General features: G+C 57.5%; 14 protein-coding genes and 3 tRNA genes. 4 read left to right on the top strand and 13 right to left on the bottom strand.

Annotation, left to right across the window (positions count from 1 at the left end):
* Positions 1 to 20 precede the first annotated feature (20 nt).
* From QP027_RS11610 to QP027_RS11580, 7 genes are all read right to left on the bottom strand, one after another.
* A complete protein-coding gene (locus QP027_RS11610) occupies positions 21 to 332 on the bottom strand; it encodes an urease subunit beta (RefSeq protein WP_284824996.1) in 312 nt (103 codons plus the stop codon).
* A 27-nt stretch (positions 333 to 359) separates the two neighbouring features.
* Positions 360 to 662 (bottom strand): urease subunit gamma, encoded by a 303-nt coding sequence (locus QP027_RS11605; RefSeq protein WP_284824994.1) that lies wholly within the window; start codon positions 660 to 662, stop codon positions 360 to 362.
* A gap of 137 nt (positions 663 to 799) precedes the next feature.
* Complete coding sequence (locus tag QP027_RS11600; RefSeq protein ID WP_284824992.1) at positions 800 to 1,894, bottom strand: DMT family transporter; 1,095 nt, start codon at positions 1,892 to 1,894, stop codon at positions 800 to 802.
* A 280-nt stretch (positions 1,895 to 2,174) separates the two neighbouring features.
* Positions 2,175 to 2,247, bottom strand: a tRNA-Ala gene (locus tag QP027_RS11595).
* A 171-nt stretch (positions 2,248 to 2,418) separates the two neighbouring features.
* A tRNA-Ala gene (locus QP027_RS11590) sits at positions 2,419 to 2,491 on the bottom strand.
* Positions 2,492 to 2,501: 10 nt separating this feature from the next.
* Positions 2,502 to 2,578 (bottom strand) — tRNA-Ile (locus tag QP027_RS11585).
* A 227-nt stretch (positions 2,579 to 2,805) separates the two neighbouring features.
* The gene (locus tag QP027_RS11580) at positions 2,806 to 2,949 is read right to left on the bottom strand and encodes a hypothetical protein (protein ID WP_284824990.1); all 144 of its coding nucleotides are present in this window, start codon (positions 2,947 to 2,949) and stop codon (positions 2,806 to 2,808) included.
* Between QP027_RS11580 and QP027_RS11575 the strand changes: the two genes are divergently transcribed.
* Positions 2,950 to 3,840, top strand: coding sequence for a zinc-dependent alcohol dehydrogenase (locus QP027_RS11575; protein WP_284824988.1), 891 nt, complete (start codon positions 2,950 to 2,952; stop codon positions 3,838 to 3,840). It begins immediately after the preceding gene.
* Positions 3,841 to 3,910: 70 nt separating this feature from the next.
* Here QP027_RS11575 and QP027_RS11570 read toward each other — a convergent pair whose 3' ends face one another.
* Entirely contained in the window at positions 3,911 to 4,273 is a 363-nt protein-coding gene (locus tag QP027_RS11570; RefSeq protein WP_284824986.1) for a DUF3566 domain-containing protein, read from the bottom strand.
* Positions 4,274 to 4,275: 2 nt separating this feature from the next.
* Positions 4,276 to 6,867: a DNA gyrase subunit A gene (gene gyrA, locus QP027_RS11565; protein ID WP_284824985.1), complete on the bottom strand. Its 2,592-nt coding sequence runs from the start codon at positions 6,865 to 6,867 to the stop codon at positions 4,276 to 4,278.
* Positions 6,868 to 6,965: 98 nt separating this feature from the next.
* Between gyrA and QP027_RS11560 the strand changes: the two genes are divergently transcribed.
* The 3 genes from QP027_RS11560 (at position 6,966) to QP027_RS11550 (ending at position 8,287) form a co-directional block, all read left to right on the top strand.
* The gene (locus QP027_RS11560; protein WP_284824983.1) at positions 6,966 to 7,196 is read left to right on the top strand and encodes a CopG family transcriptional regulator; all 231 of its coding nucleotides are present in this window, start codon (positions 6,966 to 6,968) and stop codon (positions 7,194 to 7,196) included.
* Positions 7,177 to 7,449: a TetR family transcriptional regulator gene (locus QP027_RS11555; RefSeq protein WP_284824981.1), complete on the top strand. Its 273-nt coding sequence runs from the start codon at positions 7,177 to 7,179 to the stop codon at positions 7,447 to 7,449. The genes QP027_RS11560 and QP027_RS11555 overlap by 20 nt, the downstream gene beginning before the upstream one ends.
* Before the next feature lie 400 nt (positions 7,450 to 7,849).
* Positions 7,850 to 8,287, top strand: coding sequence for a DUF6918 family protein (locus tag QP027_RS11550; protein ID WP_284824980.1), 438 nt, complete (start codon positions 7,850 to 7,852; stop codon positions 8,285 to 8,287).
* Here the strand turns inward: QP027_RS11550 and QP027_RS11545 are convergent.
* The 4 genes from QP027_RS11545 to recF all read right to left on the bottom strand — a co-directional run bounded on the left by QP027_RS11545 (position 8,284) and on the right by recF (position 13,053).
* On the bottom strand, positions 8,284 to 8,898 hold the full coding sequence (locus QP027_RS11545) for a metallophosphoesterase family protein (protein WP_284824978.1): 615 nt from the start codon (positions 8,896 to 8,898) through the stop codon (positions 8,284 to 8,286). The two genes, QP027_RS11550 and QP027_RS11545, sit on opposite strands and share 4 nt — an antisense overlap.
* Before the next feature lie 130 nt (positions 8,899 to 9,028).
* Positions 9,029 to 11,104 (bottom strand): DNA topoisomerase (ATP-hydrolyzing) subunit B, encoded by a 2,076-nt coding sequence (gene gyrB, locus QP027_RS11540; RefSeq protein WP_284824976.1) that lies wholly within the window; start codon positions 11,102 to 11,104, stop codon positions 9,029 to 9,031.
* Positions 11,105 to 11,242: 138 nt separating this feature from the next.
* Positions 11,243 to 11,854: a DciA family protein gene (locus QP027_RS11535; protein WP_284824975.1), complete on the bottom strand. Its 612-nt coding sequence runs from the start codon at positions 11,852 to 11,854 to the stop codon at positions 11,243 to 11,245.
* The gene (gene recF, locus QP027_RS11530) at positions 11,851 to 13,053 is read right to left on the bottom strand and encodes a DNA replication/repair protein RecF (protein ID WP_284824972.1); all 1,203 of its coding nucleotides are present in this window, start codon (positions 13,051 to 13,053) and stop codon (positions 11,851 to 11,853) included. The genes QP027_RS11535 and recF overlap by 4 nt, the downstream gene beginning before the upstream one ends.
* Positions 13,054 to 13,096: the final 43 nt, after the last annotated feature.

Below are 13,096 nucleotides of genomic sequence, written 5' to 3'. Positions count from 1 at the left end.
TGGGCCGTAGCCCAGCTTGCTTAGTCGACCTTGCCGTTGACCTTGCCGTTGAAGCCGTAGATTTCGCGCTTGCCGCCAAAATCGACCAGATTCACGGTGCGGGAATCGCCTGGCTCAAGACGAACTGCGGTGCCAGCAGGAATGTCGAGGCGCTTGCCCTGTGCTGCTTCACGGTCAAACTCCAACTCGCTGTTTGCTTCTGCGAAGTGGAAGTGGGAACCAACCTGAACTGGACGGTCGCCCTTGTTGGTTACCTCGATGGTGATAGATTCCGAACCCTCATTGATGATGATTGGGCCGTCTTCTGCAATGAAAATCTCACCTGGGATCATGTGGATCTCTCCTTCAATTAAGGGTGTTTAGCGGATTGGGTTATGAACGGTGACTAGCTTGGTGCCATCTGGGAAGGTGGCTTCAACCTGTACATCAGGGATCATTTCCGGGACACCCTCCATGACATCATCGCGGGTGAGGTAGGTAACGCCCTCGCTCATCAGCTCTGCAACAGACTTGCCATCGCGAGCGCCTTCGATGAGCTCTGCGGTGATCAGTGCCTTTGCCTCTGGGTGGTTGAGCTTAAGGCCACGCTCTTTGCGACGACGCGCAAGGTCAGCAGCCACGACGATCATGAGCTTTTCTTGTTCACGCTGAGTAAGGTGCATGAGACTTCTCCTATAGACGTAGTTATTCGGTCTTCAACAAGATGCCGGTTAACTTGGACAGTTCCATCATCCGTGAAGGCATTTGGGTTTTCAACAGCCGGTGTAAAGGGAGTCTCCCTTGGCACCGGCTGGTCGGACTAACTATTTAATGTTTGATCACTTGGTGTGTCTGCTGGTGGGCCTGCATCGGGTTTCTTCTTTTTCCCGAAGAGGCTATCGAATATGCCGTTTTGGTACATCACCGTTCCCAGAATCATGGCGATACCGATCCACTGCAGCACAGATGGAATCTCACCGAACAGTGGCCATGCGATGACAACCGAGGAAACTGGGGAGAGCAGCAGGATACCTGCGGACAGGGTCGGATCAAGCCAGACCGAACCCCACTGAACGAATGTCCAAGCGATTGCCTGGCCAAGGATTGCCAAGCAGATGAGGTGGAACCAGTTCATCGCGGTCAGTGGATCACCGACAGTGGTCTCAGGATCAACCATTGGCAGCTGGCCGTCGATCAGAACGCCGTTCTTGAAATCGAAGCCACCACGGGAGGAGCCGGTGTAAGCCCAGATGAGTGGCGCAACCATCTGTGCGGCCATGGTGTACATCATTGGCTGGACGTAGAGGTCCTTACGAGGCGCGGTGGTGCCTGCCTTGCGTGAGAAGTACAGGTAGAACGAGTAGCAGATGCCAGAGGTCAGACCGAGCAGGGTGCCCAAGGTCGAGGTCTTGATGCCGTAAATGGTCTCAGGACCGGTTGCTTCAGCTGCTTCGAAAACGCCACCGGTAAGCAACACACCAACGATCATGATTGGAACCAGGATCAGGAAGACTGGTGGAATCTTGTACTTGTCAAAGATCGCGGTCAGCATTGGCACGACGATAACCTGCAAGTTCAGCAGAATTGCTGCGATGCCGGCACCAACGTAAAAGATTGAGTAGTTCCAGCAGGTGAAGTCAATGCCGAGGAAGAGACCAGCGATGACAGAAAGGATGATGCCCTTCTTTGGCAGGCTTTGCTTGTTCTTCATCTCCCAGATGCCGAATGGGAGGAGGGCCAAGAAACCAATGGAAACACGCAGGAAGGCCTGTGTCGCAGGGTCCATGTTCGATGCCTTCACCCAAATTGGGGTGAAAGCCAAGAACGCAGTACCGAGAGCGAGAATCAGGACAGCCTTGCCGTGGCCCACAGGCTTCACGGGTAATGGGGTCTTGGTTTTAATTGTCGCATTCACGATATTGATCATATCAAGGTGACTACCTGCACACCTGCCGATGATAGACAGGACTACCCGGATCAATCTTTCAAATGAACGCTTGAATTTACTGCCATTGTTGATAGCGATTACCTATAGTAACAAGAACTATTAGGCAACCTATTTCAGGGGTATAAACCACTTAAACAGTACATTAGTTCTGTAAGAATTCTGCAATTTCAACCGAAAGTTGTAGGGAATGTACAGACAATTGAAAAGGTGGTTACTTCCTCTCTAGGAAGTAACCACCTTATTACTGTGGAGCATAGGAGAATCGAACTCCTGACATCCTGCTTGCAAAGCAGGTGCTCTACCAACTGAGCTAATGCCCCGTGCAGGAATCTAGGTTACTCGCAACAGGCCAAGATCAAAAATCGCTGATGTCAACGCAGGTTGCGGCGCCTGGATGCGGAAGGGACAACCCAACCCCCTCTATCCAAGCTGCCGGTGCCCGAACCTGAAAAAAGGCCGCCTCCCGAATGCGGAAGACGGCCTTATTACTGTGGAGCATAGGAGAATCGAACTCCTGACATCCTGCTTGCAAAGCAGGTGCTCTACCAACTGAGCTAATGCCCCTTTTTGTTCCTGGTGGGCCTAGCAAGAATCGAACTTGCGACCTCATCGTTATCAGCGATGCGCTCTAACCGACTGAGCTATAGGCCCTGGGAACGAAATAGAACATTACCCACGATTTAACAACTAACCAAATCGCCAGTTCAAGCGGTATTTTTCGCTTCTGAAGAAGCGTCACAGATGGGACGTTTGGGCCACTTCTATCAACCGCTACAGGCAGTCGGAATCCAGTGGCTTCCCTCATTTTAGGGGTGACCGATACTCATTTAGTTTTCGTTAGACTCGCTAGTAGACCCGCGATTAGAAAGGAAAAGCAATTACGTCACGTCTACGTCATCGGTCAGGGAACTTACGAACTCCAAGAAGCCCCGGACCCAGTCATCCAAACTCCGACCGATGTCATTATCGACATCACCGGTACCACCGTCTGAGGTTCTGATATCCACCTCATCGAGGGCCATATGGGTCCAGGCAAGGACTTCGCGCTTGGCCACGAGTTTGTGGGTGTCATCGCCGAAGTCGGAGAAGCAGTAGAAAATTTCAAGGTCGGTGACCGCGTCGCCGCTCCAGCAGCTCTGCACTCCGGTTTTGATCACAACTCGCGTATTGGCCAGCCACAGGCTAGCGAGAACGGCGGCATCTTTGGCTCCGGCGATCGTGGGCTCGGCGGTGCCATGGCAGAGAAGATTCTTGTGAAGTACGCCGACATGAACCTCTCCCATATTCCTGATGAAGTCACTGATAAGCAGGCGCTTGCCGTCGGCGACATTCGTTCCACCGGATGGACCGCAGTGAAGGAAGCAATCACAGGCCCGGGTCAAACCATCGTCATCCAAGGCTGCGGCCCCATCGGACTCGCGGCAGTCATGACGGCAAAGCTCTCGGGCGCAACTACCATCATCGCCTCCGACACCATCGACGAGCGCATCGCCGCCGCAAAGGAACTCGGCGCCACCGTCGTTGTGAACTCCATGAAGGAAAACCTCGTCGACGTCGTGATGGAGCACACCGACGGATACGGCGCAGATGCAACCGTAGAGGCGGCGGGCGTCGCGCCTACCATCAACGCATGGCCAGAGATCCTGCGCCACGGAGGGAAGGTTGGCATGGTCGCTATTCCCAGGGGCGAAGTTAGTCTCCCTGTAGCGCAGATGGTGCACAAGAATATTTCGTTGTGGACCGGTCTCGGTGATCTGACCAAGATGGATCAGTTGATGAGCTTCATCCGCAAGGGGGTCATCGACCCAACCCCAGTGTTTACCCACGATTACGCATTCGATGACATCGAAAAAGCAATCGCCGACGTCATGGATCGCAAGGAAGGCCTAATCAAGCCGTTCATCGCCGTCTAAGAAGCACCGCTTAACGACGAAGCGCCCACTCCCTCGACAGCATTCCGGGGGTGGGCGCAGGGGAGCGTCGTTAAGCGGTTTCTTCTACTTGCTTAACCTCGTCAGCCACCGAGATGGACAGGCCGCCGAGAAGTTCGGCGATCGCGTTGTAGATGACCACGCTCAATGGCGCGAGCACAGCCATCATCACAGTGCCGATGATGCCCATGAGGCCGGCTGCGCTGAAGACCAGACCAAAGCCAACAAGCTGCTCTCCGCCGACGCCACCGATGAGCGAGTTAACCTGCTCGATGATGCCGGCTGCGTCCATGCCGACGTACAAGATGGTCACGGCGATCAACCAGATAACCAGGCTGATCAGCCCCATGACTACACCCACCTTGAAAGCTGAGAAGGGCGTGACCTTATTGATCGTCACGTCGCGAGTAGCCATGTTTACTCCTTGTCACCATCGGCGTCGTCGGGATTATTCTTGCCTGACTTTACGCCTGTTGGCGCGCCCGTGGAGTCCATTGCGTCCTCAGGTGCCTTTTCACCCTTCGCAACTGCGGTTGCTTCCTCTTCACCTTCGTCCTCGACGTTCTTATCAATAGCCAAAAGCTCGACGTCATCCGCCAAATCGACAAGTCGAACGCCCATAGTCGCGCGCGACGAAGGACGGATCTGGTCCACCTCGGTGCGGATGACACCACCAGCGGAAGTGATCGCGAAGATCTGATCATCTTCCTCGACAGCAAGAGCACCGATGAGCTTGCCACGCTTCGGGGTGTACTTGTAGGTCATCACACCCATGCCGCCGCGACCCTGAGCGTTGTACTCCTCGATCGCAGTGCGCTTTCCATAACCCAGCGAGGTAGCCACCAGGAGGTACTGGCCGTCCTGCGCCACGGTCATGGCCAACAGCTGGTCGTCGTCCTTGAAGCGCATACCCTTCACGCCTGCGGTCGCGCGACCCATTGGACGCAGCTGGTCGTCGTCAGCAGTGAAGCGGATCGCCTGGCCCTGCTCCGAGACAAGCAGGATGTCATCTTCATCGCCACACAGTGCCGCGCCGATGAGACTATCGCTCTCATTGAGGTTGATCGCGATCAAGCCTGCAGAACGTGCGGACTCGTAATCGGTGAGGCGGGACTTCTTCACCCGACCGCCCTTAGTCGCTAGGACTAGGTAAGGCGCATCTTCGTAGGACTGAATCTGAATGACCTGCGCGATACGCTCCTCCGGCTGGAACTCCAGCAGGTTAGCCACGTGCTGGCCACGCGCGGTGCGACCTGCCTCAGGGAGTTCGTAGGCCTTGAGACGGTATACACGGCCAAAGTTGGTAAAGAACAAGATCCAGTCATGCGTAGAACAGATGAAGAAGTTCTTCACGATGTCGTCTTGCTTCAGCTCGGCGCCACGTACGCCCTTGCCGCCGCGCTTCTGGGACTTGTATGCATCGACCTTGGTGCGCTTCGCGTAGCCGGTGGAGGTGATGGTGACCACGACGTTTTCGCGCGCGATCAGGTCTTCCTCGGTGACATCGCCGGTTGCGGCAACAATGCGGGTCAAGCGATCATCGCCATACTTGTCGACGATCTCCTGCAACTCGTCCCGGACAATTTCGCGCTGGCGTTCCGGCTTGGCCAGAATATCCTTGTAGTCTGCGATTTCGTTTTCGATTTCGGCCAGTTCGTCGATAATCTTCTGGCGTTCCAGGGCGGCCAGGCGACGCAGCTGCATCGCAAGGATGGCGTCTGCCTGGATCTCGTCAACGTCGAGCAGATCCATCAGGCCGGTGCGCGCCTCGTCGACAGTTGGGCTGCGTCGGATCAGGGCGATGACCTCGTCGAGCATATCGAGCGCCTTGACCAGACCGCGCAAGATGTGAGCGCGCTTTTCCGCTTCGTCCAAGCGGTACTGGGTGCGACGAACAATGACGTCGATCTGGTGCTTCACGTAGTAGCGCAACATCTGGTCCAGGCGCAGGGTGCGCGGCACGCCATCGACGATGGAGAGCATGTTGGCCGAGAAGTTCGCCTCAAGCTGGGAGTGCTTGTACAGGTTGTTCAGCACCACGCGCGGCACGGCGTCGCGCTTCAGCGTGACGACGATACGCATGCCAGCGCGGTCCGAGGACTCGTCCTCGATCTTCGAAATACCCACCAGCTTGCCGTTGGTCACCTGGTCTGCGATGTTTGCGATGAACGTATCCGGGTTGACCATGTACGGCAGCTCGGTGATGACGATGACCTGGCGGTTGCCGATCTCTTCCATCTCCGCGACACCGCGCATGCGGATCGAACCGCGACCGGTGGTGTAGGCGTCTTTGATGCCCTGATCGCCGACGATCATCGCGCGCGTTGGGAAATCTGGGCCCTTGACGCGTTCCATCACAGCATCAAGAGTCGTCTTGTCGTCCGCGTCGTGGTTGGCCAGGATCCAGAAAATTGCCTCTGCCAGCTCGTTCAAGTTGTGCGGCGGGATGTTCGTCGCCATGCCGACTGCAATGCCCGAGGAGCCATTCATCAGCAGGTTTGGAACGCGCGACGGCAAAACGTCTGGTTCCTTGGTCTTACCGTCGTAGTTCGGGGAGAATTCGACTGCGTTTTCGCGAATATCGCGAACCATTTCCATGGCTAGCGGGGTGAGCTTGCACTCCGTGTAACGCATCGCAGCCGGGCCGTCGTGGCCACGCGAGCCGAAGTTACCTTGCCCGTCGATCAGCGGATAGCGCATCACCCACGGCTGCGCGAGGCGAACCAACGTGTCGTAGATCGCGGTATCGCCATGCGGGTGGAAGTGACCCATGGTGTCCGCGACCGGACGCGCCGACTTCACGTAGCCGCGCTCTGGTCGGTAGCCATTGTCATACATCGCGTAGATGATGCGGCGGTGGACCGGCTTCATACCGTCGCGCACCTCAGGCAGTGCACGGCCCACAATAACGCTCATGGCGTAGTCGATGTAGGAAGTCTGCATTTCCTCATTGATGTCAATGGGGATGATCTGGTCGAAGCCGTCACCGCTCAAGGTGTCGTCGCTCATGGTGACCTTTCTTTTAGGAAGTCGTTGCAGGCCATTCTAGCGGCCTTTACGGCTGGCCATGCTCTGGCATGCGGTATCAATGTGGTATCACTGGGAGCATGGCAATGACGCTCAGACTCACCACCGACGAGGATCGCGCGCTCACCCTTCTCGCCTCGGCTTGGGGTTGCAGCAAACAGGTCGCGGCCAAGCGTGCGGTTGTTGCTACCGCTACCCGCCTTCTTGACGACGCCTCCCTCGCCTCCCTCGCCCGCGAGATGATCCCCGGCCACGCCGCACTAGAGGCTCGCATGAGACAGGCCCGAGGCCATGAAGCTGCTGAGTTCTGAGCAACTTCTTTTGCTTGCCGACGAGTTCTGCGCCGTTCACCACGTCTCCGTCCGCAGCTTCGCCGCTTTGGCCGCCGCTGCCGCGATCCCCGGCGCACGTTTTGATGGTGTGTTTGTCTTTGACTCCAGTGAGCAGGCCTCCGCAGCATTAGCAGATGGAATCCGCAGGTTAGAGCCGCTAACCTCGCACAACCGAGAATTCGGTGCAGTGGTCGCGCAGGTGTATGCACGGTGGGCGGGTTACCCCCGTTGAGCTGTTGTTGAGGCCAAAAGTGGAAACACACCTGAGACCTCTGTTAGGTTTGAGGCTGTTGTGGTTGCAGTGACTGATGTGGCGAGTGCGATTAGTCGGGTAACTGTGGCGGAAGAACTGCAACGGCCTTGTGAAAAGAAGCGATTCCCGTTGGCGGATGTGCCCTGTAGCGGTACTGCCCCCCCATGGCAATCGCTTTTTTCATGCGCGGCGGGGCCTATTCTGGGTCCAACCTGCTACTTCTCGAACGGCAGATCCCGAACACCCGAGATACAGTTGCCGCGTCCATCACCGCATCTAGGGCGTTCGAGCTTTTCCGTTCGGGATCTGGCGAAATCGCGCCAACCCGCCCCCGACGTATTAGAGTAGGCATCCTAATCACAACCTGAAAGGTATGGTCATGCCAGAACTCTCCACCCTGCTCAACGAAGAGAAGCGTCCACAGGTCGTCGCTGAACTTGCAAAACTCGCAGAAGACACCGTGTCCAACGCTTCCGGTCTCACCGGCATCGCATTGAAAGGCGGTGTAGGCGCTGCAAAGAAGATGGACGCAAACATCGTCACCACCGGCCTTGACCGCATCCTCCCCGACGCACTCGGCGAGCTGCAGCCCTACTGGACTGAGTACATCGCCGGCGAGAAGAGCGGATTCGGCCCATTTCTCGCACAGCGCGACACCGAGGTAGCAGACGCACTCCTGGCAGTCGGCGACCGCGCCGCTGAGAACGCGCCAGCCGCAGCCACCAAGATCTACAGCGGGCTACGTGGCAAAGCTCAGGGCATCATTGCGCCGGTGGTCCCCCAGCTTGGCGAGCTGCTAGAAAAGCACATGGCCTAAACCTCGAGGTCAACCATCCGCCCCACCCCAGGCCAGCCAATATACGGTTCTTCCCGCAGAGTCTTTGGCGCATGAATGTGGCCGAGGACCCAAGCGTCGTAACCTTTCGCTGACAAGTCGTCCAATGATGCAGGCAGACAGTTGTTCTTGGTGTATTCACCGGTCAGCCCGGTATGGAAGACTCCGACGTGGCCTGGTTCGTGGGCGGCAGGGAAATCGTCGATAAGCTCGCGCTTGTCGCGTTTCTTCTGCACATTCACAGCGTGGAATACCACTGGCACACCGGGAACTTCGATGGATTCGACCTCGAACGACTCGGGCCGGTACACGCCGTCGATCGCAGGAAAGCGATTGTGAAAGGCGAATCCTTTGGCGACGTCGTGGTTGCCCCAGATCATCACCACCGGAAGTTGACGCTCCTGAGTAATCCAGCGAAACAGGGCGGCGCCTTCTTGTTCGTGCTCGGCGAGGGCGGTGTGGCGGTCGAAAAGGTCGCCGGCGAAGACAACCACATCAGGGTTGCGCTGCGACAACTCGGCTTTCACCCAATCGCTCCCGGGGGCGTAGTGGGCTCCGAGATGAAGATCGGCGAACGCAGCTATTTTGGTCATGCGATCATCTTACGAAAAGGTGCAACAATGGCTGCCGTTTGTGGAGGCTTAGGTCGAACCTAAGTACCACAAACGGCAGCCATTGTACGCTTTTGCTTGTCGACGACCGGGCTGGTCGTCGACAAGCAAATTAGACGTCGAGGAAGCGGACGTCCTTTGCCTTGCGGGTGATAAAGGAGCGGCGGGCGGCGACGTCGTCACCCATGAGGATGGAGAAGAGCTCGTCGGCGCGCTGGGCGTCTTCCAGTTCCACCCGGCGCAGGATGCGGTGCTCGGGATCGAGGGTGGTTTCCCACAGCTCGTTCGGGTTCATCTCGCCGAGACCCTTGTAGCGCTGGATGCCGTCGTCGGTGTTGATCTTGCGGCCGGCGGCCAAGCCTTCTTCGAGTTCCTTGTCGCGCTCGGCATCGGAGTAGGCGTAGCCAGGCTCGCCCTTCTGCCATTTCAGCTTGTACAGCGGAGGGTTAGCCAGGAAAACGTGGCCCTCTTCGATGAGCTCCGGCATGAAGCGGAACAACAGCGTGAGCAGCAGTGTCGCGATGTGCTGGCCGTCGACGTCGGCGTCGGCCATCAGCACGATCTTGTGGTAACGCAGCTTCTTCAGATCGAATTCTTCATTGATACCGGTGCCCAGCGCGGTGATGATGGCCTGGACCTCGTTGTTCTTCAAGATGCGATCCATGCGCGCCTTTTCCACGTTCAGGATCTTGCCTCGCAGCGGAAGAATCGCCTGGTACATGGAGTCACGACCCTGCTTTGCGGAACCGCCTGCAGAGTCACCCTCCACGATGAACAGCTCGGCTGCAATCGGATCCTTGGTGCGGCAATCGGCGAGCTTGCCTGGCAGGCCACCCATGTCGGTTGCGGACTTGCGACGCACCAGGTCACGCGCCTTGCGTGCAGCGACGCGGGCGTGCGAGGACGCCACAGCCTTGTTCACAATCGCCTTTGCTTCGGCAGGGTTGGCGTCAAACCAAAACGCGAGGTGCTCGTTGACGGAGCGCTGGACAAAGCCCTTGATCTCGGTGTTGCCCAGCTTAGTCTTGGTCTGACCCTCAAACTGTGGATCGGCAACGCGGACGGATACGACGGCGGCGAGGCCTTCGCGGCAGTCGTCGCCAGTGAGGTTCGGATCCTTTTCCTTGAGCAGCTTGTGATCGCGCGCGTAGCGGTTCATCAAAGTAGTCAGCGCGGAACGGAAGCCCTCTTCGTGGGTGCCGCCCTCGTGGGTATTGATCGTGTTGGCGAAGGTGTGGACGGATTCCTTGTAGCCGGAGTTCCACTGCATCGCCACCTCAACCTCGTGGCCGTCGCCCTTGTTCTCAAAGCCGACGATGGTTGGGTGGATCTCGTTCTTGGATCGGTTGAGGTGGTTGACGTAGTCTTTCAGGCCGTCTGGGTAGTGGTAGACAACCTTCTTCTCGCGCTTGATGGTCTTCTTTGGCGCGATCTCGGCACCGGCTTCGGACTGGTCAGCGGGTGCTTCTTCCAGTGCCTCGTCGTCGAAGGAATCGCCATCGAGGATTTCGGCGGTGTCGCCACTTTCGGCGAGAGCCTCTAGTTCAAGTTCTTCCTCGGTGACGCGCTCGTCTTTCAGCGTGATGGTTAGGCCCTTGTTCAGAAAGGCCATCTCCTGCAGGCGACGGGCGATAGTGTCGTAGTCAAAGTCGACGGTTTCGAAGATTTCTGCGTCGGGCCAGAAGCGAATGGTGGTACCGGTGCCGCGCGCGTTGCCACCCTCGACGAGTGGTTCAGGCACGGCCATCTCGAAGTTCTGGATCCAATGCTTGCCGTCGCGCTTAATATCAGCCTCAACGCGCGTAGACAGCGCATTGACTACGGAAATGCCCACGCCGTGCAGACCACCGGAAACAGCGTAGGACTCCGAGTCGAATTTGCCACCAGCATGCAGCTGGGTCATGACAACCTGGACTGTCGGTGCGCCGGTCGGGTGCATCTCAACTGGGATGCCACGGCCGTTGTCGATGACCTCGACGCTGCCGTCTTCTTTCAGGGTGACGTCAACGCGATCTGCGTAACCCGCCATGGCCTCATCGACCGAGTTGTCCACGACCTCCCAGATGAGGTGGTGGAGTCCGCGCGGTCCGGTAGAACCGATGTACATGCCGGGGCGCTTACGCACGGCTTCAAGACCCTCAAGGATCGTGATTGATGAAGCATCATAATGTGATTCAGTGGTAGCCACGTAAAACAAGCACTCCTGTCGCGCTACGGATATCTAACCTGTTCAAGCTTACACGTATGGGGAGACCTATGTGGCGAGGGGTCTCGCGCGTCGGAGGGCCTTTTTCGCGCGCTCTACGCCGTTTCCCCAGGACAGGTTTTAGCCGTACGTGTCGCGCGGACCGCGACCCTTTACGTGTAACGGACCATAGCGCCAACTCTTCGTGCGTGGCGGATTGACCTTCACGTCGGTGATGATCCCCTCACCGATCGTGTCCGTCAGTTTCTGCAGAATGATCGGCTTCATGTTCCGCAACTGCGCCGCCCACGCTGTCGTATCTGTAGAGATAAACACGATGCCATCTTTGACCATATCTACTTGCGTGTGCTGCGCGATCTTCTCGCCGACGAGCTCTTCCCAGCTGCCCATCACCCATCCGTGCGCCAGCGGTTTGGCCCAATCGCGGTTGCGGATTTCCTTCTTCAACAGGTCATTCATACTGCTGACCTGGAATGACTTTCGCGGCGCACGCCCGTCTGGGCCGCTCATACGTCCAGGACCTCGGTAGCGTTGCTTCTCGTCGACGTTGAGATCGAGCCCGGGCACCCGTGCATCCGGGCCATCGCTTGACGACGACAACGCCCGCCCTGCCCGACGTGGGACAACATTTTTGCCCTGATGGCTTAGATCTGGGACGCGTCCTCGTTTACGCGCCTGCTTGCGTACTTCCTGGAATGCATTGGCGACGAGATCATCGGCTTCGTGCGTCATGTCGTCTCCCCAACCTTTTCGATGGTGGACATCCTGCCTTCTTCCGTCTCGTTCATCGTGACGACATAACGAGCTGCTACAGCATCATCGAGGTTGCCGGGGAGATCGTCGCCCACCGCTGCGGTGATCAGCACTTGCTCGGCTTGTTCCGCAACATGCACTAGGCGTTGGCGGCGCTTGGCGTCGAGCTCGGCGAAGACGTCGTCGAGAATGAGCACGGGGTCAGAACCCTCTAAGGCCAGCAGCTGGAACTCTGCAAGGTGGAGCGAGAGAGCGAACGACCAGGATTCGCCGTGGCTGGCAAATCCTTTTGCAGGCTGGTCACCCAAGATCAACTGCAAGTCATCGCGATGCGGGCCAACGAGGGTGACACCGCGCTCAATCTCGTTTTTGCGACGTCGGCCAAGTTCGGAGAGCATCGCAGCCTCGATCACCGCGGGATCTCTGGTTGATGCCCCAGTGAGTTCTTCCACGGCCTGGTCCACGGTAGAAACGTAGACGACTGCAGCAGGTCGGGATTCCGGCGCAATCGCTGCGTACGAATCGTGGATGAGGGGCGCGAGCTCGTCGATAAGCGAAAGGCGTGCGGCGATGACGAGAGCACCGGTGCGGGCCAACTGTGCATCCCAGACATCCAAGGTGGTCAAGGCAGTAGCACCTTCAGGATCGTCGTAACCGCGACGCAGCGTGAGACCGGAAGACTTGAGAAGTGCGTTGCGTTGGCGCAGGACTTTGTCAAAGTCGGCCTTTGCGCCTGCGATGCGTGGTGTGCGGATGGCGATGAGATCGTCGAGAAATTTGCGACGCTCCGACGGATCGCCCTTAACTAACGCCAAATCCTCCGGCGCAAAAAGCACGGTGCGCAAAACACCAAGAATTTCGCGGGTTGATTTGAGCTTCGTCCGGTTGATCTGCGCTTGGTTTGCGCCGCGAGCCTTGATCAAAAGGTGCGTTGTGAGCTCGCGGCCGTCATTCACCGTGGTTGCGGAAACGCGTGAATCTTCGGCACCGTGACGTATTAACGGCTGATCCGTGGGGACTCGGTGACTGGAAAGGTGCGCGCAGTAGCCGATCGCCTCCACGATATTGGTCTTGCCAAAGCCGTTGCGGCCGGAAAAGACGGTGACCCCTGGCTCAAGATCGAGGTGGAGTTCAGGCCACGAGCGGAAGTCACGCAGATCTAGCTGTCGCAAATACACCGCACGTCACGCCCTTTCTCACACCTACTTTCTTGATCGATCT

It is taken from the genome of Corynebacterium breve, assembly GCF_030252165.1.
Classification (GTDB): domain Bacteria; phylum Actinomycetota; class Actinomycetes; order Mycobacteriales; family Mycobacteriaceae; genus Corynebacterium; species Corynebacterium breve.
Note: the sequence above shows the minus strand (reverse complement) of the source record. Positions and strands in the feature narration are given on the sequence as shown.

Excerpts from the sequence above, each read along its gene's own strand:
- QP027_RS11610 (WP_284824996.1), bottom strand. The coding sequence starts at position 332 with ATGATCCCAGGTGAGATTTTCATTGCAGAAGACGGCCCAATCATCATC.
- QP027_RS11605 (WP_284824994.1), bottom strand. The coding sequence starts at position 662 with ATGCACCTTACTCAGCGTGAACAAGAAAAGCTCATGATCGTCGTGGCT.
- QP027_RS11580 (WP_284824990.1), bottom strand. The coding sequence starts at position 2,949 with ATGGCCCTCGATGAGGTGGATATCAGAACCTCAGACGGTGGTACCGGT.
- QP027_RS11575 (WP_284824988.1), top strand. The coding sequence starts at position 2,950 with ATGGGTCCAGGCAAGGACTTCGCGCTTGGCCACGAGTTTGTGGGTGTC.
- QP027_RS11570 (WP_284824986.1), bottom strand. The coding sequence starts at position 4,273 with ATGGCTACTCGCGACGTGACGATCAATAAGGTCACGCCCTTCTCAGCT.
- gyrA (WP_284824985.1), bottom strand. The coding sequence starts at position 6,867 with ATGAGCGACGACACCTTGAGCGGTGACGGCTTCGACCAGATCATCCCC.
- QP027_RS11560 (WP_284824983.1), top strand. The coding sequence starts at position 6,966 with ATGGCAATGACGCTCAGACTCACCACCGACGAGGATCGCGCGCTCACC.
- QP027_RS11555 (WP_284824981.1), top strand. The coding sequence starts at position 7,177 with ATGAAGCTGCTGAGTTCTGAGCAACTTCTTTTGCTTGCCGACGAGTTC.
- QP027_RS11550 (WP_284824980.1), top strand. The coding sequence starts at position 7,850 with ATGCCAGAACTCTCCACCCTGCTCAACGAAGAGAAGCGTCCACAGGTC.
- QP027_RS11545 (WP_284824978.1), bottom strand. The coding sequence starts at position 8,898 with ATGACCAAAATAGCTGCGTTCGCCGATCTTCATCTCGGAGCCCACTAC.
- QP027_RS11535 (WP_284824975.1), bottom strand. The coding sequence starts at position 11,854 with ATGACGCACGAAGCCGATGATCTCGTCGCCAATGCATTCCAGGAAGTA.